General features: G+C 54.9%; 19 protein-coding genes. 5 read left to right on the forward strand and 14 right to left on the reverse strand.

The genetic code is table 11. The features are described from left to right. Positions 1–160: 160 nt before the first annotated feature. Complete coding sequence (locus MKX76_RS15380) at positions 161–526, reverse strand: hypothetical protein (protein WP_007130760.1); 366 nt, start codon at positions 524–526, stop codon at positions 161–163. A 57-nt stretch (positions 527–583) separates the two neighbouring features. Then, positions 584–901, reverse strand: a complete 318-nt coding sequence (locus MKX76_RS15385; protein ID WP_007130761.1) for a hypothetical protein — start codon at positions 899–901, stop codon at positions 584–586. Positions 902–1,065: 164 nt separating this feature from the next. Here MKX76_RS15385 and asnB point away from each other — a divergent pair, with 164 nt between their 5' ends. Then, the gene (asnB, locus tag MKX76_RS15390; RefSeq protein WP_341034102.1) at positions 1,066–2,910 is read left to right on the forward strand and encodes an asparagine synthase (glutamine-hydrolyzing); all 1,845 of its coding nucleotides are present in this window, start codon (positions 1,066–1,068) and stop codon (positions 2,908–2,910) included. A 70-nt stretch (positions 2,911–2,980) separates the two neighbouring features. On the opposite strand, the gene MKX76_RS15395 is transcribed toward asnB, so the two are convergent. The 3 genes from MKX76_RS15395 to MKX76_RS15405 form a co-directional block, all read right to left on the reverse strand. Then, positions 2,981–3,613 (reverse strand): XTP/dITP diphosphatase, encoded by a 633-nt coding sequence (locus tag MKX76_RS15395; protein ID WP_007130763.1) that lies wholly within the window; start codon positions 3,611–3,613, stop codon positions 2,981–2,983. A gap of 4 nt (positions 3,614–3,617) precedes the next feature. Continuing rightward, the gene (gene rph / locus MKX76_RS15400; protein WP_007130764.1) at positions 3,618–4,376 is read right to left on the reverse strand and encodes a ribonuclease PH; all 759 of its coding nucleotides are present in this window, start codon (positions 4,374–4,376) and stop codon (positions 3,618–3,620) included. Positions 4,377–4,498: 122 nt separating this feature from the next. Next, entirely contained in the window at positions 4,499–5,554 is a 1,056-nt protein-coding gene (locus MKX76_RS15405; protein ID WP_341034104.1) for a GerMN domain-containing protein, read from the reverse strand. Positions 5,555–5,770: 216 nt separating this feature from the next. On the opposite strand from MKX76_RS15405, the gene MKX76_RS15410 reads away from it, so the two are divergent. Further along, positions 5,771–6,334 (forward strand): phosphatidylglycerophosphatase A family protein, encoded by a 564-nt coding sequence (locus MKX76_RS15410; RefSeq protein ID WP_007130766.1) that lies wholly within the window; start codon positions 5,771–5,773, stop codon positions 6,332–6,334. Between the two features lie 447 nt (positions 6,335–6,781). Here the strand turns inward: MKX76_RS15410 and MKX76_RS15415 are convergent, their stop codons facing one another. The 6 genes from MKX76_RS15415 to MKX76_RS15440 form a co-directional block, all read right to left on the reverse strand. After that, a complete protein-coding gene (locus MKX76_RS15415) occupies positions 6,782–9,214 on the reverse strand; it encodes a glycogen/starch/alpha-glucan phosphorylase (protein WP_341034105.1) in 2,433 nt (810 codons plus the stop codon). Between the two features lie 251 nt (positions 9,215–9,465). Then, the gene (locus tag MKX76_RS15420) at positions 9,466–10,482 is read right to left on the reverse strand and encodes an MBL fold metallo-hydrolase (protein WP_340901226.1); all 1,017 of its coding nucleotides are present in this window, start codon (positions 10,480–10,482) and stop codon (positions 9,466–9,468) included. A gap of 230 nt (positions 10,483–10,712) precedes the next feature. Beyond that, complete coding sequence (locus tag MKX76_RS15425; protein WP_341034106.1) at positions 10,713–12,431, reverse strand: proline--tRNA ligase; 1,719 nt, start codon at positions 12,429–12,431, stop codon at positions 10,713–10,715. A gap of 437 nt (positions 12,432–12,868) precedes the next feature. Then, on the reverse strand, positions 12,869–13,174 hold the full coding sequence (locus MKX76_RS15430; RefSeq protein WP_007130770.1) for an ArsR/SmtB family transcription factor: 306 nt from the start codon (positions 13,172–13,174) through the stop codon (positions 12,869–12,871). Then, the gene (locus MKX76_RS15435; protein WP_341034108.1) at positions 13,155–14,228 is read right to left on the reverse strand and encodes a flavin-containing monooxygenase; all 1,074 of its coding nucleotides are present in this window, start codon (positions 14,226–14,228) and stop codon (positions 13,155–13,157) included. The genes MKX76_RS15430 and MKX76_RS15435 overlap by 20 nt, the downstream gene beginning before the upstream one ends. 123 nt (positions 14,229–14,351) lie before the next feature. After that, positions 14,352–14,492, reverse strand: coding sequence for a hypothetical protein (locus tag MKX76_RS15440; RefSeq protein ID WP_341034109.1), 141 nt, complete (start codon positions 14,490–14,492; stop codon positions 14,352–14,354). Positions 14,493–14,747: 255 nt separating this feature from the next. On the opposite strand from MKX76_RS15440, the gene MKX76_RS15445 reads away from it, so the two are divergent. From MKX76_RS15445 to MKX76_RS15455, 3 genes are read left to right on the forward strand one after another with little or no spacing between them, the layout of a single operon-like run. Beyond that, the gene (locus tag MKX76_RS15445) at positions 14,748–14,999 is read left to right on the forward strand and encodes a FeoA family protein (RefSeq protein ID WP_007130772.1); all 252 of its coding nucleotides are present in this window, start codon (positions 14,748–14,750) and stop codon (positions 14,997–14,999) included. Then, complete coding sequence (locus MKX76_RS15450; RefSeq protein ID WP_210095148.1) at positions 14,996–15,730, forward strand: FeoB small GTPase domain-containing protein; 735 nt, start codon at positions 14,996–14,998, stop codon at positions 15,728–15,730. Before MKX76_RS15445 ends, MKX76_RS15450 begins: the two co-directional genes overlap by 4 nt. Continuing rightward, positions 15,693–17,078 carry a nucleoside recognition domain-containing protein gene (locus MKX76_RS15455; protein ID WP_007130774.1) on the forward strand — a complete coding sequence of 462 codons (1,386 nt, stop codon included), beginning with the start codon at positions 15,693–15,695 and terminating at the stop codon, positions 17,076–17,078. Before MKX76_RS15450 ends, MKX76_RS15455 begins: the two co-directional genes overlap by 38 nt. Before the next feature lie 114 nt (positions 17,079–17,192). On the opposite strand, the gene MKX76_RS15460 is transcribed toward MKX76_RS15455, so the two are convergent. The 3 genes from MKX76_RS15460 to MKX76_RS15470 form a co-directional block, all read right to left on the reverse strand. Continuing rightward, positions 17,193–18,077: a carbohydrate ABC transporter permease gene (locus MKX76_RS15460; protein WP_007130775.1), complete on the reverse strand. Its 885-nt coding sequence runs from the start codon at positions 18,075–18,077 to the stop codon at positions 17,193–17,195. A 13-nt stretch (positions 18,078–18,090) separates the two neighbouring features. Continuing rightward, the gene (locus MKX76_RS15465) at positions 18,091–18,972 is read right to left on the reverse strand and encodes a carbohydrate ABC transporter permease (RefSeq protein ID WP_028406781.1); all 882 of its coding nucleotides are present in this window, start codon (positions 18,970–18,972) and stop codon (positions 18,091–18,093) included. Positions 18,973–19,071: 99 nt separating this feature from the next. Further along, on the reverse strand, positions 19,072–20,400 hold the full coding sequence (locus MKX76_RS15470) for an extracellular solute-binding protein (RefSeq protein WP_340901234.1): 1,329 nt from the start codon (positions 20,398–20,400) through the stop codon (positions 19,072–19,074). Positions 20,401–20,460 lie beyond the last annotated feature (60 nt).

Here is a 20,460-nt window from a genome sequence, read left to right on the forward strand (position 1 = left end):
GAACTGCGTAATGAAACGCAAAGGCATCCGAGAAATGTTGTGCTTACGGCGGCAGCTTCCCCTTTACATGGGCCATGTGACATGAAAAAGCCTGGTCCAAACGGACCAGGCTTTTTTACAGGGTTTTGACACAAGCGCTTTATTGTTTTATGTGACTTGCCTAAAAATAAAGCGGACCTTCGCTCAGCCGTTGATTCAGCTGTTCGTACAGCTGTCCGGTGGAGAGCAGCTGCTGCTTGAAGGCATCCCGGTCTTCTTCTGCTGTAGACGCCGCGCTGTTCTCGAACGCCACATCCGTCGCATCCACAAAAGCATCATGCATGCTGTTATCATACCAGTCCACCTCCAAGCTGGCATTGCTGCGTACGATTTTGACCAGATCATAGCCTCCCAGAGGAGACGATGGGGTCAAATAGGCCAGCAAAGCGCTTTCTCCCTCCTCTTGCGGATAAACCTCAACCTCGGCGCAAGGCGCTCCGTTCACTTCCGTAATTCGCCGTATTTTAGCATCTCTAATTGCATACATGGTTCCATTCTCCTTACCCGGATGCGCAGCTTCCATGCTCAGCATCCTTCATATTTTTCAAGTCAGCTCGGATAGCAGCCGCAGCTCCTCCATCTGTTGACGCGTTTCTGGCGTGCCCAGACGGTAGATGGTCCGGTATACTCTGTCCAGCGAGGTCTGAAACAAAGTATTTGTGCTTTGCTCCGGAGTATCCGGCCAAGGGAAGACATATCCCGGAAACGCCTCCTCTTCTTTCTCCTGCAGCATGTCCAGCTCAATCCGGACCTGATCCGCCTCTTCGGGCGTGGCCTCGATCTCCCATTCGTACGGACTCGCCCCTTGTTCGGTTAGAACCGAGCGGCTTTGCACGGACACATAGTAGGTTGACTTGTCCATGGACGCTTCTCTCCTTCGCTTTGAATTCGCCGTCGTTCCTTAGTTTTCGTAAAAGGACAGACATTTTATGCCCTGCTTCGGCATATATCTGGTATCACTTTGGCGACTAAGGGAGTAAAAAGATGGGACAGCGTACGACAAAGACAAAGAGAGGATGAACCGTCATGTGCGGAATAACCGGTTTTATACAATGGAACGGCGATTTGACGCAGGATTCGCAGCTGCTGGTAAAAATGACAGAGAGTTTGGCTCACCGCGGACCTGACGGATCCGGCACCTGGATTTCAAACCCGTGCGCATTCGGTCACCGCAGACTCAGCGTGATCGACCCCGAAAATGGAGCACAGCCGATGATCATTCATCAGGAAGATGAAGTCTACGCTATTGTATACAATGGGGAATTATATAATGCAGTCGAGCTTCGAGAGGATCTCATACGACGCGGACACCGTTTCAGCACCAAATGCGATACCGAGGTTCTCCTGGTCTCCTATATCGAATGGGGCCCCGACTGCCTGGAGCGCCTTAACGGTATTTTTGCGTTTGCCATTTGGGACAGCGCGCGTGAACAGGTATTTCTGGCGCGTGACCGGGTCGGGGTTAAACCTTTGTTCTACAGTTATATCGATGGAACGCTAATCTTCGGCTCCGAGCCGAAGGCACTGCTGCAGCACCCCAAGGTCGAGCCGGTGGTCGGGGCGGAAGGGCTTGCCGAAGTGTTCATTATCGGCCCTGCAAGAACGCCTGGGCATGGCGTTTACAAGGATATTTCCGAGCTTCGTCCTGGCATGGCCATGATCTTTAGCCGGGAAGGGCTGCGAAAGTATACGTACTGGAAGCTGGAAAGCAAGCCCCATGAGGATGATGTCCTACGCACGGCAAGCTACCTGCAGGGCCTTCTCCGCGATACGGTAGAACGCCAGCTCGTATCGGATGTTCCGGTCTGCTCGCTGCTCTCCGGAGGGCTGGATTCCAGCGCGCTCTCGTCGCTGGCCGTAGACTATTACCGGCGAACAGGCCAAGGACAAGTGCATACCTACTCCGTCGATTATGTCGACAACAGCAAGCATTTCCAGTCCCACTCCTTCCAGCCTGGCGCCGATGGACCGTGGATCAAGCGCATGCATGAGGAGCTCGGGACCCATCATCATTGGGTCGAGTTTGACACGCCCGAGCTGGTCGAGGCGCTGGATGATTCAACAAGGACGCGTGATCTGCCGGGAATGGCGGATGTCGATGCTTCCTTATTCCTCTTCTGCCGCGAGATCAAAAAAGGCGCAACGGTCGCCATATCCGGCGAGGCTGCCGATGAAATATTCGGCGGCTATCCATGGTTTCACCGGGAAGAAATGCTCAATTCCGGCACCTTTCCTTGGTCGGTTGCACCGGATATGCGGGCAAGTCTCTTGTCTCCCGAAATCCGGGAATGGATCCGGCCGCTGGAATACCTCGGGGATCGTTATTCGGATGCGGTGGCCGAGGTTCCGAAGCTGGACGGCGAAACCGGGGAGCAGGCGAAGATGCGGGTCATGTCATACCTTAATATCACCCGCTTCATGCCGACGCTGCTGGATCGGAAGGACCGGATGAGCATGGGCGTTGGATTGGAAGTCCGGGTTCCTTATACAGACCACCGGCTGATTGAATATGTATGGAATATTCCGTGGAGCATCAAGACGACCGGAAACCGGGAAAAGGGCATTCTCCGAAAAGCGCTCGAAGGCGTTCTTCCAGACGATGTGCTCTATCGGAAAAAAAGTCCGTATCCAAAAACCCATAACCCGAACTATCTCGCGGCGGTCAAGGCTCAGGTGCTCCGCATTTTGGACGATGCCTCCTCACCGCTGCTGCCGCTTATCGACAAGACGCGGATCCGCGAGCTGGCATCCTCACCGGATGCTTCGTCCAACCTTCCTTGGTTCGGGCAGCTGATGTCCGGCCCGCAATTGTTTGCATACCTGGCACAGGTACATTATTGGCTTAAGGAGTACAATGTCTCGATACGCTGACGATTGCCTTTCAGCATAAAAAAAAAAGGAACCATGCCCGTCTCGCCAGGGCATGGTTTCCTTACGTTCCCTACATTTCCGATTTCAGCTGGGCCACAAGCTTCGACAGCGCTTCGCCGCGATGGCTGATAGCCTGCTTCTCTTCCATGGTCAATTCCGCCATCGTCTTCTCATGGCTCGGCAGGTAGAAGAGCGGATCATAGCCGAAGCCGCCCCCACCGGCCGGCTCGGATGTAATCCAGCCGTCCACCGTTCCCTCAGCCGTAAGCTTACGTCCCGACTGCGGATCATACAATACCAAAACGCAGACGAACCGGGCCGGACTGAGCAGCGGCTGCTCCGTGTCCTCACCGAGCTTCAGCTTCTCCAGCTCGGCAAGAAGCTTCGCGTTGTTATCCTCGTCGGCGCCGTGCGTTCCGGCGTACCTGGCAGAGTACACGCCGGGCGCTCCCCCGAGCGCATCGACGCACAAACCGGAATCGTCCGCAAGCACGGGCAGCCCCAGCGCTTCGGCGACCTCTTTGGCTTTCTTGAAGGCATTCTCTTCAAACGTTGCTCCGTCCTCGACGACATCCGGCAGGTCGGGAAAGTCATACATGCTTTTTACTTCCGTGCCGAAAGCTGCGAATGCATGGGCGAATTCCTTCACTTTCCCCGCATTGCGCGTAGCTACGATAAGTGTATCTCCTAGTACGAATGCCATCGCCTTACACTCCGCTTCCCGCGTTCACCGATCCAATCTTTGCCGCGATCGGTCCAAGCGCTTCCTGTTGTCTAGCGATCAGCTCGTTGATTCCTTTTTGCCCAAGCTCCAAAATTTGGTCCAGCTCCTGTCGGGAGAACGGGCTCTCTTCCCCGGTTCCCTGAACCTCGACGAATGTTCCGCTGCCCGTCATAACCAGGTTCATATCCACCTTCGCCTTGGAGTCTTCCTCATAGTTCAGGTCAAGCAGCGCCTGTCCGCCCGCAATGCCGACGCTGACGGATGCCAGGTAATCGGTAATCGGGAATACCGCAAGCTTATGCTGCTCGGCAATTTTATTGACCGCGATGGCCAGCGCAACGAATGCACCCGTGATGGAAGTCGTCCGCGTTCCGCCGTCCGCCTGGATAACATCGCAATCCAGGGTAATCGTCCGCTCGCCAAGCGCATTCAGATTTACAACGGACCGGAGCGCACGGCCGATCAGCCGCTGAATTTCCATCGTCCGTCCGCTCAGCTTGCCGCGGTTCGCTTCCCGCTGATTGCGGGACTGCGTTGCGCGCGGCAGCATCGAATATTCGGCCGTAACCCAGCCTTTTCCCTGTCCCTTCAGGAACGGGGGAACCTTCTCGTCCACGGTAGCGGTAATCAATACCTTGGTGTCCCCCATCTCGATGTACACAGAGCCTTCCGCATATTTATTCACATGGGTTGATAAATTCATCGGGCGAAGCTCATCGCTCTTACGTCCGTTAGATCTCATTTGTTTGCCTCCTACTTCATATCGCAATCCTGATTAGCATCCCCTATTCTACCAAAGTGTTGGCATAAAAGCACCTTTTTGGACGAGAGACAGTCCCCGTATCGTCAGCAAATGCCCGGCTCTTAAATCGATATTTCGTTAATGAATTCCGGCGCGCTTACAGGCTCGCTGTAGTTGCGGCTGTCTTCCCCGATGACCTCGGCCAGATCATTCATATGGATTTTGACCTTCGCGTCGTTCGCGTTTTCGGATACCGTCAATACGACGGCTTGAAGCAGCTCAACCGGAACCGCATCCCCTTCGACAAACATGCCGTCTTCAAGGGATACGGTCACCGAACCGTCCTCCCCTTTCTCGATAGTTTTTACCTTCGTATTGTCCGGAATGACCTCCGCCAGGCCGTCACCGTACTGCGGGCCGCGGATCAGCTCGTTCAGCGCGGCTGTTACCGCATCTTGACCGCTCGGCACGAGTCTTGTAACCGGGACATAGTACTGGATCCCGGACGGAGTAACCGAGGAGAAATATACGGTAACCGGGGAAGAAGCGGAATACACCGCATCGTCGGCCTTCTGCAGATTGATGCCCATCGAGCGGGAGAGCGGGCGGTCCAGCGGCGTTTTATTCACCGGCATTTCGGTCAAGCGTGTCCCCTCTACCCATACCTGCATCTGTTCAACACCCTCATGCCCTGTCAGCGTCCAGGTCAGCGCCTCCAAAATTTTCCGTTCATCCGAAGGCTTGTATTCGGTAAATGCCTTATTGAATTCCACAACGGCCATTTTGTTCTCCGCATCGACGGTCACATTGTTAATTACCGTTCCGGCCGGCAGTACGCCTTGGAAGCCCTGCGGAATATATCCGGTATAGCGTCCGCCGCTGACGAGTACTTCCAAAGACTCCTTTAGCTCACTCCCGGCCTCCGCCTTCGGTATGCCCAGCGTCACAGGCGCAAGCATTCCCCTGGCATCGGCAAGATATACCGTCGTCTGCATGCCGATCTCACCCTGGGCAGCCGAGGAATTCACATTCTCCAACATTTGCTTCTCCACTTGTGCAGGCGGCGGGTCAATCGCTTCGGACTGTTTGCCCGCAAACGGACCGCAGCCGGACATGATAATCGGAACAGCAAGCAGCCCGGCGGCCGAAAGCCTGCGAAGATTACGTTTACTGGTCATGTATTGTTCCTCCCCTAACATTTTTAGTACAGGTTGTACTCCTATGTATACGAGCCCTTTCCAAAAAAATACCGTCCAGTTTCCCCTTTCTGGACAAAGGGGTTCCTAAAAAGTACAATCGTCTTTAAGCGCGAGATCAAAAAGTCAAAAGACGGCTTTTTGAACAACCTCTATAAGCAGCTTTTACCAAACTACGAAAATGAGGTGATATCCATCATGGCTGAAATGGATGCAAACATCCCGTATAGTCTCAACAGCAAAAAGGTAGCGGAAGCAACCCGAAGCCTGCTTAAGGAACGAGGAGTCAAGGTGGAGGAAATCGCCGAGCTGGTGATGATCCTTCAGAAGAAATATTATCCGAATTTGACGATGGAGGAATGCATGCAGAACGTCGACGCGGTTCTAAGCAAGCGCGAGGTCCAGAATGCGGTGCTGACCGGAATCCAGCTGGACAAGCTGGCGGAGGAAGGGAAGCTTATTTCTCCCCTTCAGGAGATGCTGGCCAATGATGAAGGGCTGTATGGCGTAGACGAGGTTCTGGCCTTCTCCATTGTTAACGTGTACGGCAGCATCGGCTTTACGAACTACGGATACATCGACAAGCTGAAGCCCGGCGTCCTTGAACGGCTTAACGACAAAACGGACGGAGACGTCCATACCTTCCTGGACGATATCGTCGGGGCTGTTGCCGCGGCGGCCAGCAGCCGGATCGCCCACCGCAAGCAGGCGGAACGGGAGCTTGAATTGTATGGGACGACCGAAGAACTGCCGAAGGATTAGTGCAATTAAACCTCCTCTGGCGGACGCTACTTTCAACATATGAAGTAAAGCAAGCAGGCCCGCTTCTGAAAGCGAGCCTGCTTGCTGCTTTTAACGCGAAAGACGCTGCAAGAATACAATCTTTACAGAAAAGAACCGTCAAAACGTTCCTCATTTCAAAGAGTTATAGACGAATGGGATAGGTCACAGAAGCTCTGCAACGTCCTCTGCAGCCGGGTTTCTTCTATAATATAGGGTCTCGCACATTCCGAAATAATCGGGCCTTAATTTCGTCCACACCGGTAAATCTATCTAGTCATTCTTCAAACCTCGAACATATCCTATGATGAGAACGATTCAATAGAGCACCTGTTGCTGCCCCCCGTTATCCTGTAACGGGGCTTTTTTTCGTAGGATTATAGATTTATTACTCCGTGCGATCCCGCTCCATTCCGGAAGCCGGACGTCCTATCCCTTCTTCACTGGGAGCACCCGCCATATCTCGGAGGCATACCGGGCAATGGTGCAGTCACTGGAGAAGCGGCCCGAATGTGCGATATTGACAATAGCGCTCTCAGCCCATCTTCTTGGATTGACATAGGCTTTTTCAACAGCTGCCTGTGCCGTGACATAGGCATGAAAATCCTTCAGCACGAAATATTCGTCATTATGATCGAGCAGCGCCTGGAGAATGCGGCCAAATGGCCGGCCGTGACGGCTGAAGGGACTCGGGTAAGCCAGTTGATCCAGCACGCGGGCGATACGGGCATCCTGATCATAACAGGCTCTTGCAAAATACCCGCCGGATCGGGACAGCTCAAGCACCTCCTCGGCTCGCAGCCCGAACAGAAACATATGCTCCTCCCCGATCATCCGGTACATCTCCACATTGGCCCCGTCCAGCGTTCCAATCGTCAACGCCCCGTTCATCATGAATTTCATGTTCCCCGTTCCGGAGGCCTCTTTCCCCGCGGTCGATATTTGTTCACTGACATCGGCAGCCGGAATGACCTTCTCGGCAAGGGAAACGGAATAATTTTCGAGAAAGAGCACCCGCAGCTTCTCATTCACCTCCGGATCCCGATTGATGACATCGGCCACCGCATGGATCAGCTGGATAATGCTTTTCGCCAAATCGTATCCCGGCGCAGCCTTCGCTCCGAATATAACCGTACGCGGAACACGAGGAACCGTCGGCCGCTCCTTCATCTCATTGTAATCATGCATCACCCTCAAAATGTTTAACAGCTGCCTCTTGTAACCGTGAAGCCGCTTGACATGAACATCGAACAAGGAATCCGGATCCACCCGGACGCCTTGCCTGGCTGCAATAAAGTCCGCGAGCCGCCGTTTATTGTCCTGCTTAATCCGCATGAGCCGTTCCTGGAAGGCGGCATCCCGCTTATAGGCTTCCAGCTCCCGCAGGGCTAAGGGATCGTTGATCCACTCCGTGCCGATCGCGGAGCTGATGAGCCGCGTTAGTCCCGGATTGCTGTGAATCAGCCAGCGCCGATGAGTAATGCCGTTCGTCTTATTGCTGAATCGCTCGGGGTACAGCTCGTAGTGATGCTTCATGACATCCGTCTTCAGCAGCTCGGTATGCAGCCCGGCGACGCCGTTAATATGATAGCTGCCCCAAGCCGCTAAATTTGCCATTCGGATCTGATCCCCTTCGATGATCGCCAGCTCCGATATCCGCTCCATCTGCTGGGGATATCGGGCCAGCAGCATACCGCAGAAGCGCTTGTTCATCTCCTCAATGATCATATAAATGCGGGGCAGCAATTCCCGGACCATCCCCGCCGGCCATTTCTCGAGAGCTTCGCTCATCAGCGTATGGTTCGTGTAAGATACCGTCCGATGGGCCACTTCCCAGGCTTCATCCCAGCCAAGTCCCTTGTCGTCGATGAGAATTCGGATCAGCTCGGGGATTACGAGCGTAGGGTGTGTGTCGTTAATGTGAATGGCGGCATGCTCCGGCAGCTCCCTGTACGGAAGTCCAAGCTTATCAAATGTTCGAAGAATGCTCTGAACGCCTGCACTGCATAGAAAATATTGCTGTTTCAAACGCAGCAGCTTGCCCTCGTAGGATTTATCGTCCGGGTACAGAAACTCCGAAATCGACTCCACCTGACGGGCGTATTCCAGATACCGGTAATACCCGCTTTGATGGCTCAGGCGAATGGCTGCGGAATCGACGGTCGCTTCGGCGCTCCACAGCCGCAATGTATTCACTTGCGACTCGCCGTAACCGATCACCGGCATATCGTACGGCACAGCCAATATTCGCTCATCCTCCACGGTATCAAACACCGTTTTGCCATCACGCTCCGAAATCTCCACACGACCCCAGAAGGAAATCTCCACCGCTTTATCCGCTCGCCGCTCCTCCCACACGTTTCCATCCCGAAGCCAATTATCGGGCAGCTCCACCTGCTCGCCGTCCATAATACGCTGCTCGAACAGCCCGTATCGGTACCGGATGCCGCAGCCGTGTCCCGCATAGCTTAACGAGGCGAGCGAGTCCAGGAAGCATGCGGCCAGCCTTCCGAGCCCCCCGTTGCCGAGACCGGCATCCGGCTCCTGTTCCTCAAGCTCCTCAAGCTCCCAGCCGAGCTCCTTCAGCCCGCTGCGGACGATGTCCAGCAGTCCGAGATTGAGCAGATTGGCGCCCAGCAGACGGCCGATCAGAAATTCCATCGAAAAATAATACACCTGCTTCTGCTTCGTATCCCGGTACGTCCGATTTGAAGCTGCCCACTGGCTTCCGACGAATTCGCGAATCATGCCGCCGAGAATTTTGTAGGCATCCTCGGCTGTAGCCTCTTCAAGCCCTTTTCCCAAACGGCTTACCAATAGCTCTGTAAAGACCTGTTTGAACGCTTCCTTGTTGTTAAACAAATGAAATCCTCCTGACGGATCCGTAATCAATACAATGCGGAAGGCTTATGCAATTGCGGCGACCGTACCTATATATATGCGTGTATATGCGGAGTAAGCCTAACTCTGACTGATAAACCCCGCGAGCAAGGGAATTTTCAGAGCAATGGAATATTTGCCGCCAGAACATGAATAACCGCCCTGTCTACGACAGCTTGAGCAACAGTCGTAAACGGGCGGTCTTGGCAAACGGACACGTTAATCGCTCTGGATCAGGGGCGCTTCCGCACAGCGAAATAGCTTGTGCCATCCCCTGCATCCAGCTGCTCCGCGTGGCCGCGGGATACGAGCTCGGCAAGATGGGCAAGCGCTTCGCACATGGCGAAGCGCAGCTGATGGATGCCGAGCTTATCGCCGAAGAGGGCGGTGCATACCTCGAAGGCGGTGAGTCGCCCGGCAGCGCCAAGCATGCCGGCGATGTCACTCAGCCGCTCCTCATGGTGAAGGAGGAGCGCATCAATCCGTTCACGGAAATGCGTGAACGGGTGACGGTGTCCGGGATACGCCGTCCGGACATGCAGTTCCCGCAGGCAGCGCAGCCCTGCAAGGAACGAAGCCAGCGGCCGGGGATCGCTTCCCGGCAGCAGGCTCACGTTAGGCGATATTTGCGGGAGCACGGCATCGCCGCATAACAGGGACCCGCTGTCTTCGTGGAAGAATGAGAGGTGGCCCGGCGCATGACCGGCCGTCTCGATCGGCAGCCATAAGCGGCCTCCCATGCGCAGCGGCACCCCTTTATGAAGAAAAGACACCTTCGGCTGGGGGGTCACCTGGGGAAAGAAGCTGTTCAAATGCCCCGGCAGCTCCGCAAGCCTCGCCTCCGGCATGCCGTGACGGCGGAAATACGCAGGGAGCACCCGATCCATGCTCGAGTTCGTCCCCCACATCAGCCCGGCCTCCTCATGGGCCCGCTGCGACATCCACACGTCAGCCCCGGACCGTTCTTGGAACCAGCCGGCCAATCCGTAATGATCGGGGTGATGATGGGTCAGCACCACGCTAGCGATGTCCCCGAAGCCGATACTCAGACTGGAGAGGGCGTTCAGCCACTCCTGCTCCGAGTCAGCCGTACGCGGGCCCGGGTCCAGGATGGTAACCCCTTCTTCCCCCTGCAGTACGTAGCTGTTCACCCAGCGAAGCGGATTGGCCAGCGTAATTTTGACTTGAATCAGCTCGTGCTCATCCAAACGGCAAATATCCGGATGGTCTCCCTTGCGATTGTTATTCATACAGATAAAAAACCTCCATCGGTCTGTCGCTTCGACTCCTATCCCTACCATCATAAGCCCGTTCCCAACATGGACACAAGCTTGGGCTTACCATCGCATGAACCCAAGCAATTTAAAGGTGCGCTTCCCTTGATCGTCTCGGCCCGCTGAAGGATACGGGCCGATGTGCAGCCACGCAATTTGAATCATCTGATGTACATCTATTTGCTGTCAGGGATTGGAGATCAGCTTTACCTGCTGGAGGCAGCAGTCTCCCTTGCCCGGCGAACGGCCTCATCCGCCTTCAATGGAAGCTTAATCCCGTCCTCGCCCATCCACTCCACCTCGCCGGAGGCGGCCCCGCGGCCAATGATCAACCGCAGCGGCGCGCCTGCCAGATCGGCATCCTTGAACTTGACGCCGGCCCGCTCATCGCGGTCATCCAGCAGCGGTTCAAGACCGGCGTTTGCAAGCTCATGGTACAGCTGTTCGGCGAGACGCATCTGGGCTTCATCCTTGACCGCTATCGGGATAATGTGCACCTTAAACGGAGCGATCGCCATCGGCCAGACGAGCCGTCCGCCGGAAATGCGCTGCTCGGCGACCGCTGCCATGACGCGGGACACGCCGATTCCGTAGCAGCCCATAATCAGCGGCTTCTGTCTCCCGTCCGCGTCCAGGAACATCGCGTTCATGGACGCGCTGTATTTGGTGCCAAGCTTGAAGACATGCCCGAGCTCGATGCCGCGATGAAACTGCAGCCGTCCGCCGCAGCGGGGACACGCATCCCCCTCGGTCGCATTGCGGAAATCGCCAGTATGCGCAAGCGGAAAATCCCGGCCGGGACGGACGCCCGTAAGATGGGCATCGGCTTGATTGGCACCCGTGACTCCCTCGGAAATTGCGGCAACGTCACGGTCGACCAACAGCTTCAGCGATAGCCCGACAGGGCCGGCATATCCGATCGGAGCTCCCGTAGCCTCCGCCACCTCTTCTGCGCCTGCCAGCTCCACGCTCTCGGCCTTTAGGTATCCCTTCACTTTTAGCTCATTCACTTCCCTGTCGCCTCGGACGAGCACCCCGACCAGTTCATCGTCGGCTCGGTAGATCAACGTCTTGATCACCTGTTCAGGGGCGATCCCCATAAAAGCGGTGAGCTCCGCGATCGTCCGAACGTTCGGCGTCCGAACCAGCACCGGTTTCAAAGCGTTCCGGCCCTCAATCTCCGCGTCAGGGGCATTCGCGGGATACTTCATCTCAGCCCGCTCCAGATTGGCGGCATAGCTGCATACGCTGCAGGAGACGATGGTATCCTCCCCGATATCGGCAAGCGCCATAAATTCATGGGTCTCCCCTTGTCCGCCCATCGCCCCCGTATCGGCTTCAACCGCCCGGAACTTCAGGCCGCAGCGCTTGAAGATGCGCTCATACGTTTCGTACATGATCCGGTACGATCGATCGAGGCCTTCCCAGTCCTTGTCGAAGGAATATGCGTCCTTCATCAAGAATTCCCGTCCCCGAAGCAGGCCGAATCGCGGCCGGCGCTCGTCGCGGTATTTCGTCTGAATCTGGTATAAATTCACCGGAAGCGAGCGGTACGAAGCGATTTCCTGGCGCACGATCGAGGTGATGACCTCCTCATGCGTCGGTCCGAGTACAAACTCGCGTTCATGGCGATCATGCAGCCGGATCAGCTCCGGCCCGTACACACCGTATCTTCCCGATTCCCGCCACAGCTCGGCCGGCTGCATCGCGGGCATCAGCAGCTCCTGCGCGCCGAAGGCATCCATCTCCTGGCGCACGATCTCTTCAATGTTGCGCAGCACGCGCCGCCCAAGCGGCAGATAGGAATATATCCCTGCCGCGTTTTGACGGATATAACCTCCGCGCAGCATCCATTGGTGGCTCAGCGCCTCCGCCTCGGACGGCACGTCGCGCTTCGTGTTCATGAGCAGTCGGCTTTGCCGCATGTCCATCATCCTCCTTTATTTCGTAGCGTTCGTGAACGAATACCTGATAGGGCCCGACCAACAGCGGCAGCCAGGGCTGAATCGATCGGGCAAATATAAAAAAGCACATTCATCCCAAAGGGACGAATGTGCTCGTGGTACCACCCTAATTCAACCTTCCGAAATAGCCAAAGAGCGGTCTCGGAAAGATCCTTATCCTCGGCTGTAACGGGCCGTGCCGGCACCGGCTTGCTTGCACAAGGCCAGGGCAACTGCAAGGTAGGAAGCACGCAGCCTTGCGAGCGAAGCCTTTCAGCCGTGGGCCTCTTCTCTGTCTCGCCGGATCCTGCGGACTCATGTCCTTGGTCATCGTTATTTTCGCGAACATTTATTTCCCAATACATTACAGCCAAGTCGCCTGTCATGTCAAGCAGGTTAAGCTTTCAGTTCAAGCTTCCTTAATGAGCAAGGTGGTCCAGCACCTGGCGCAGAATGCCGATGACATGCTCATCCTCATATGTATAGTAATACGTGTTGCCGTCTCTCCGGTATTTGACCAGCCGCAAGCTTCGAAGATAGCTTAGCTGGTGGGATACCGCAGACTGGCTCATGCCGAGCACCTCGGCGATATGACCCACGGGGCATTCCTCTTGGGACAGCAGATGCAGAATCCGGATCCGCGTCGGATCCGATATCGCTTTAAGCAGCCGGGACGCTTCCATCGCCTGCTCCTCATGTAGAAGCTCATGGTGTTCCTTTTCCATTCCTTATCCCCTCTTTCTGAATCATCATCGCTCGCACAACCTCGCGGGCGTCCCGGCCGACACCGGCCAGCAGTGATGAGCCGCGGTGCGTTTGCCAAGGCAATCCGACATAATACAATCCCTCGATCGGACCGACGCCGCGCGTATGGACAACCTTCCGGTTGGCATCCAGCGCCCCATCCACCTGCAGCCAGCCGTATGATGTAACGTAGCCTGTCGCCCAAACGATGTTCCGGACCGTCAGCCGGGAGCCATCGGCGAATTGAATGCCGGCAGCCCCGGCATGGACGGCTCTCGTTTTTAACACCACTTTACCGCACTTCACCGCTTGTTTCAATTCATAGCCGAAGATCGGATCTCTTTGACGTCGTAATCGTTGTCCTGCCCAAGAAGATGAATCGGCTCTCAAAATGCCCGCGAGATCCAGCCACCAGAACAGGCTGCGGCCGAAAAGCGACATAGGCAAGTACCGCGGCTGCTCAGCCAGTGCCAGGTAAGTTTCACGGGTATCGGCCAGCTCCGCCGCAATCTGGGCTCCGCTGTTGCCGCCGCCAACGACGAGCACCGGCCCGTCTTGAAGCTGGGAAGGCTCTTGATAGGCAGAGGAGTGGAGCTGCATAATGTCCCTCGGCAGATGTGAAGCAAAATCGGGAACTCTCGGCTGCTGGAACGGGCCCGTCGCCACAATCAGCGCACGTGATTGGAATACTTCACGCTCGGTATGGATCAGGAAGGTCCCTTCCTCCTTCCGGACAGCGACCACTTCGCTCCCGAACCGAATCGGCAGCTCGAACTTCGCGGCGTATTTTTTCAAATAAGCAGCCATCTCTTGTTTGTTCGGGAAGCCGATGGGATCCCCTTCAAGCTTCAACCCGGGGAGAGCGCTGTGGGTTCGCGGGGTGAACAGCTTCAACGACTTGTAACGCGAACTCCACATTTCTCCCGCCTCCCTCCCCCGGTCCAATATGAGAAAATGCTGCCCTTCCCGCTTCAGCCAATACCCTGCCGCCATTCCAGCCTGTCCTGCCCCTATAACGATCGCATCATAAATCATGTCCGGTTCACCTCATCTTTAAAATGTAATCTTATCCCTGATCGTATGAATATTTATATGAATAATTGCTCATATATAGATATATCATGGATCATCATTCCCCGCAATCCCAATCCACTATTACTAGTCCATCATGACGCCAGGTCCACCAGGTCCATAATGTCGGGTCCACCATAATGCCAGTCCATCATGATGCCAGTCCATCATGATGCCAGTCCATCGTAATACCAGTCCGTCGTAATGCCAGGTCCACCATGATGCCAATCCATCATGATCCCAATTCTGCATTAGAAACGTCATATAATCTAATCGTCAAGCCGTCCTCTTCCGTGGCAACCGACCAACGATCCAGCAAAAGAGGAAGTATGGGTGATCCGGTAATATCCGAATCGGAATCTGAATAGAAAAAATTTCTTCTGCCAGTTGACAATAGAGCGAATCGGTCATACTATAGGCGTAAAGTTGCTTTAAGGAAACAATATATGCTCGGACCAATTTAATAGGGAGAGGTTAAACTTTATGGACGAGACTAATATTTTGCAGCATTTGCATCAGGCGTCTCTCGGGGAACGTTTCCTGATTGAGCGAGTCGATATACAGGGTGAGCTGAAACGCAGGCTTCTGGACCTGGGCTTTGTTCCGGGGGCCGTCATTGAAGTGCTGAAGGCGAGTCCGCTGGGAGATCCCATCTCTTATAGAGTAGCTGGTACGGTCATCGCATTGAGACAAGAGGAGAGTCAGTTAATCTGGGGCAAGGTGATGCCGTCATGAGAACTTATACGATTGCGCTGGCCGGGAATCCGAATACGGGAAAAAGCACGCTGTTCAACGCTCTCACCGGCCTCAAGCAGCATACCGGCAACTGGTCGGGCAAGACGGTAAGCTTGGCCAGCGGCTATTACGAATACAAGAATTCCCGTTTCCGGTTCATCGATCTGCCGGGAACGTATTCCCTGTTCTCCAACTCTGCGGACGAAGAGGTAGCCCGCGATTACATCGTCTTTGAGAAACCGGACGTGACGCTGCTGGTGCTGGACTCGACGGCGCTGGAACGCAGCCTGAATTTGGCGCTTCAAGTGCTTGAAATGACGGACCGGGTGATCGTCTGCCTCAATCTGATGGATGAGGCGAAGAAGAAAGGCATTAAGGTTGATGCAGGCAAGCTTGCGCAAAAACTCGGCGTTCCGGTTATCCCGATATCCGCCAGAAACAATGAAGGCCTGGATACGCTGTCCGAGCAGCTGCTTCTCATGTGCACAGGAAGCATTCGAACGACTCCTTACCGCATGAAATATAACGAACGGCTGGAGGAGGAGATCGCCAAGCTTGAGACGGAGCTGAAGTTGATCGTTGGCGATGAATATCCGGCAAGATGGCTGGCAATCCGTCTTCTTGACGGGGACCGGAAGCTGATCGACACATTGAAACAGAAACTTGCCGCTTCGGATAGAGGGGGAATGATTTATGGAGCAGCTAAAGCGCTTGGAAGCACTAACCGGTAGCATTCCTGCCGACCAGGTGGATGACGTCCGGGAGTCGATCGTCGGGGAATTGTTCAAAAAATCCAGAGAGCTGTGCGCCGAAGCGGTCACCGTCACGGATCGCGAACGATTGTACCGTTCGGAGCGCCTGGACCGCATATTCACCTCCAAGCTGTGGGGGTTCCCGATCATGCTGGCCATGCTCGGCGTTATATTTTACCTGACGATTGCCGGAGCTAATGTCCCCTCCTCCATGCTGTCAAGCTTCTTCGGCTGGATTGAAGGCTATCTGACGGCGGCATTCGAAGCGGTTCACGCTCCGGATTGGCTGCATGGGATATTGATCCTTGGATTGTTCCGCGGCACCGCCTGGGTCATCAGTGTCATGCTGCCGCCGATGGCGATTTTCTTTCCGGTGTTTGCCCTGCTCGAGAACTACGGATATTTGCCTAGGGTTGCCTTCAATCTCGACCGCCTGTTCAAAAAATCAGGCGCTCACGGCAAGCAATCCCTCACCATGGCCATGGGGTTCGGCTGCAACGCCGCAGCGATTATGTCAACCCGGATTATCGAATCGCCGCGCGAGCGGATGCTGGCCATCCTGACCAATAACTTCGTGCCATGCAACGGACGCTGGCCGACGCTCATTCTGCTGGCTTCCCTGTTTATGGCTGCAGGTTTTTCAGGGGGCGTGCAGACGCTCGTAACCGCATCGGTTGTTATGGGCATGGTTCTCTTGGGGATCGTTGTTACGCTGACGGTGTCGTGGACCTTGTCCAAAACGGCGCTCAAAGGCGTTCCTTCCCACTATACCCTGGAGCTGCCGCCCTACAGGAAGCCGAAAATACTGAATACCATTCTGCGGGCAACGCTCGACAAGACGATCTATGTTCTGCGCCGAGCCGTTATCGTTGCCGCGCCGGCAGGCGTGCTCACCTGGATTCTGGCGAATATTTATATCGGGGATACGAGCATTCTGCTTCACTTCGTCCAATTCCTGGATCCGTTCGCCAAGGCGCTCGGATTGGACGGCTTCATTCTGATGGCGTTTATCATCGGACTGCCCGCGAACGAGATCGTGCTGCCGATCCTCCTAATGGGGTACTTGGCAACCGGGTCGCTGACCGAGGTGGAGAACATGTTTGCTTTGAAGCAGATTTTCGTGGATCAAGGCTGGACCTGGCTGACGGCGCTGAATATGATGCTGTTCTCCCTGCTTCACTATCCGTGCGGCACGACCTTGTTCAATATTTGGAAGGAAACGAAAAGCTTCAAGTGGACCTTCCTGTCCTTTGCCATTCCGACGGCCATTGCGATTCTAGTTACATTTATTGTCGCCCAAGCCGCGCGAGCGCTCGGGTGGGTCTGATACACCAAATCTGTCATGGTCAACGATATCAATGCCGCAGCCCGGTCTCTCATTCTGAGACCGGGCTGCTTAATATGTGACTCTACTTGTCACCCTTTATCAAAACGCATGCAATTATCCCTTCACCGAACCGGCTGCAATGCCTTCCACAATCCGGTCGCTCAGGAAGAGGAACATCAGCAGAATCGGCAAAATGCTGATCATCAGCGTCGCGCCGATGGCTCCCCAATCGGTCGTATACTGCCCGATAAAGTTCTGGACCCCCACGGTCAGCGTCTTGAACATATCCGAGCTGATGAACGTGTTCACGAAAATAAACTCGTTCCAGTTATAGATCATGTTGATGATTGCCGTCGTGGCCAATACCGAGCCTGTCATCGGAAGCACGATCCGGAAGAATACGCGGTGAACCGAGCAGCCATCCATGACTGCGGCCTCCTCCACTTCCCTCGGCAGCGTATAGTAAAATCCGAGCAAAATCATGATCGTGATCGGCATATTGAACGCCACATACGAAAGAATGAGCGACACCGGATGGTCGGTCAGCCCGGCTTTGTTGAACAGGCTGAACAACGGAATCAGCGTGGAGTGAACCGGGATCATCATCGCAACCATGAATAAGCCGAGAACGAAGGAGCTGCCCTTCCACTTCATTCTCGTTATGGCAAACGTCACGAGACTGCCCAGCATAATCGTCAATACGGTGGCGGCGACGGTAATCCAGACGCTGTTCAGAAAATACACGCTGATGTTGCCCGCGCTCCATACCTTTTCATAGTTCTCCCAGCGCGGATTCATCGGCAGCGACAATGGCGGCAGATCGAATACCTCCTGGTTGTTCTTCAGCGAGAACAGCAGCAGCCATACGAGCGGAAACAGCTGGAATACCGCCACTCCGATCAGCACGACATACAGCAGGGTGTACCCCAGCTTACGCGCACCCCCGCCGCCGGATCGGGATGGCCGGCTCCGGAGCTGTCCTGCGGCTCCTTGAATCATGAAACATCCCTCCTTATGAATATTGGATCGTATCTTTGGTTGCCGTTAATTTCCGAATGACCCAAGTCACCAGCAGACAGATGACCAGCAGGAAGAAGCCGATAGCGCTGCCGTAACCGAAATCATAAGCGCGGAAGGCCGTATGGTACATATAGGACGCCATAACCTCGCTCGCGCCATTCGGTCCTCCGTCGGTCATAACAAAGATCAAGTCGAAATATTTCAAGGAGCCGACGACGGCGAGTACAATCGTTACCTTGATGACTTCCATGATAAGCGGCAGCTTGATCCGGAATGCAATTTGCAGCGAGGTCGCCCCATCGATCTTCGCCGCTTCCACCAGCGATGCCGGGATGTTCTTGAGGGCGGCGTAATAGATCAGAATGTAAAAGCCCGCATACTGCCACAAAATCGGGATGAACAGGGCGTACAGCACCAGCGAAGGCTCGGCGAGCCAGGCCGGCGGGTTCGTGATCCCGATCGACTCCAGGAAGCTGTTCACGATCCCGTTCGTCGGATGGTACATGCGAAGCCACAGCTGCGCTATGGCTACGGAAGACAGCAGCATCGGAATCAGATAGATTTTGCGGAACAGGCCGGCGCCTTTAATCTTTGAGGACAGCACCATCGCCACAGCCAGGTAAACGATCAGGCTGAGCGCGGAGAATACCGCAAGCAGCAGCGAGTGCCATGCGCTGTCCCAGAACTTGCCGTCGGACAACAGCGCCTGGTAATTGTCCAGCCCGATAAACGTCATCGCGCCGATGCCGTTCCACTCGTTCAGGCCGTAAAACGCCGTAAGCACGATTGGAATATACACGATCGCCATGATCACAAGCAAAGCCGGCAGCACGTACAAGGCAATGACTTTTTTATTGGACATTACTTTATCCAAAGTTATCGACTCCTTTCCCGAATCGGTCCTCCAGGAAGCATTTATCCGGCATCGCTGCCGGATAAATGGGATTCCCAGTCTCTTGGTTGCCTGATCGTCTTATTTCCCTTTGGATACGGCCTTGTCGTGCTCATCCGAGAAGTTCTCCGGCGTGACCGCTTTGCCGAAGAGGGCCTGAATCATATTCAAATGCGTCTCGGCGGCATTCGCTTCCATCTGGACATCCGCAAACAAGGTAATGCTGCTTGCCTGGTTCATTTCGTTGAACAGGTCGATATACAGCTGCGGAAGCTCCAGCGATGCGGTATCCACCTTCGTTGCCGGAATGACGCCCGCGCCGGTCACCGATTGCTCGCCCCATTTCGTGACGAAGTATTCCACGAATTTCTTCGCTTCCTCCTTCACCTTGGAGTCCTCGGAGATGAACAGTCCGACGCCCGGACCGCCAACCCAGCTGTTAATGTCGCCTTTGCCGCCATCCACCGTCGGGAATTTGAAAAATCCGACGCTGTCGCGGAACTCCTGCGGAATCTCTTCATTGGTCGTAAAGTTCGGCAGCTCCCAGGTTCCCATCATATACATGGCGGCTTTGCCGTTCAGGAATTCGGATTTGGCCTCTTCGTTGGACAAGCCGTTGAACCCTTTAACAAAAGCATTGCCGTCGACCAGCGACTGAATTTCTGCGGCAGCCTTCACAAGAGATTCGTCCTTAAACGATACGTCGCCGCTAATCGCGCTCGCCAGCGTGTCCTGTCCGCCGATCCGGTCGGCGAGGTACATATACCACAGGGAGCCGGTCCAGCGGTCCTTATTACCCAACGCAATCGGTGCGATTCCGCTATCGGAGAGCGTTTTCACAATCTGCTTGAATTCCTCGTAGCTCTGCGGCACTTGCAGGTTATACTGTTCAAAAATCGCTTTATTGTAGTACACCGGAGCGATGTTGAACTCCAGCGGCAGCGCATAGGTCTTGCCATCGATCGCATAGGCCTCCGTCGTACCCGAGACGAATTTTCCGTTCAGCTCGCCGCTGAGCAGATCATCGACAGGCGCGAACAGATTGCCTTCCACATAAGGCTTTAAAAATCCGGCAGCCCATGTTACGCCGACATCCGGCAGCTCATTCGATGCAGAAAGCACTTTCAATTTGTTCTTGTACTGCTCGTTATCCAGAACCTCCTGCTTGATCGTCACGTTCGGATTCTCATTCTGATAATCCTCGATGATCTGGTTAACGATCTTGTTCTGGCCCGCGGATACGCCGGCCGGCCACAGATGCATGAAGTTTACGGTTACTTTCTCTCCCTCGCCGCTGCCGCTGCTTTTATCGCCGCCGGCCCCTTCGGTACCGCCGCCCGATCCGCAGCCTGCCGCAAATACAGCCAGGCACAATGTCAGAAGAAGAACTGTCCATTTTTTGTTGAACACGTTTCCAACCCCTTTTTTAGGATGTCTTTTGCGTAATGAAACCGCTTTAGTTCAATTGTA

This window comes from Paenibacillus sp. FSL R5-0810 (assembly GCF_038002285.1).
GTDB classification, from domain to species: Bacteria; Bacillota; Bacilli; order Paenibacillales; family Paenibacillaceae; genus Paenibacillus_AQ; species Paenibacillus_AQ lactis.

Excerpts from the sequence above, each read along its gene's own strand:
- MKX76_RS15380 (WP_007130760.1), bottom strand. The coding sequence starts at position 526 with ATGTATGCAATTAGAGATGCTAAAATACGGCGAATTACGGAAGTGAAC.
- MKX76_RS15385 (WP_007130761.1), bottom strand. The coding sequence starts at position 901 with ATGGACAAGTCAACCTACTATGTGTCCGTGCAAAGCCGCTCGGTTCTA.
- asnB (WP_341034102.1), top strand. The coding sequence starts at position 1,066 with ATGTGCGGAATAACCGGTTTTATACAATGGAACGGCGATTTGACGCAG.
- MKX76_RS15395 (WP_007130763.1), bottom strand. The coding sequence starts at position 3,613 with ATGGCATTCGTACTAGGAGATACACTTATCGTAGCTACGCGCAATGCG.
- rph (WP_007130764.1), bottom strand. The coding sequence starts at position 4,376 with ATGAGATCTAACGGACGTAAGAGCGATGAGCTTCGCCCGATGAATTTA.
- MKX76_RS15405 (WP_341034104.1), bottom strand. The coding sequence starts at position 5,554 with ATGACCAGTAAACGTAATCTTCGCAGGCTTTCGGCCGCCGGGCTGCTT.
- MKX76_RS15410 (WP_007130766.1), top strand. The coding sequence starts at position 5,771 with ATGGCTGAAATGGATGCAAACATCCCGTATAGTCTCAACAGCAAAAAG.
- MKX76_RS15420 (WP_340901226.1), bottom strand. The coding sequence starts at position 10,482 with ATGAATAACAATCGCAAGGGAGACCATCCGGATATTTGCCGTTTGGAT.
- MKX76_RS15425 (WP_341034106.1), bottom strand. The coding sequence starts at position 12,431 with ATGCGGCAAAGCCGACTGCTCATGAACACGAAGCGCGACGTGCCGTCC.
- MKX76_RS15430 (WP_007130770.1), bottom strand. The coding sequence starts at position 13,174 with ATGGAAAAGGAACACCATGAGCTTCTACATGAGGAGCAGGCGATGGAA.
- MKX76_RS15435 (WP_341034108.1), bottom strand. The coding sequence starts at position 14,228 with ATGATTTATGATGCGATCGTTATAGGGGCAGGACAGGCTGGAATGGCG.
- MKX76_RS15445 (WP_007130772.1), top strand. The coding sequence starts at position 14,748 with ATGGACGAGACTAATATTTTGCAGCATTTGCATCAGGCGTCTCTCGGG.
- MKX76_RS15450 (WP_210095148.1), top strand. The coding sequence starts at position 14,996 with ATGAGAACTTATACGATTGCGCTGGCCGGGAATCCGAATACGGGAAAA.
- MKX76_RS15455 (WP_007130774.1), top strand. The coding sequence starts at position 15,693 with ATGGAGCAGCTAAAGCGCTTGGAAGCACTAACCGGTAGCATTCCTGCC.
- MKX76_RS15460 (WP_007130775.1), bottom strand. The coding sequence starts at position 18,077 with ATGATTCAAGGAGCCGCAGGACAGCTCCGGAGCCGGCCATCCCGATCC.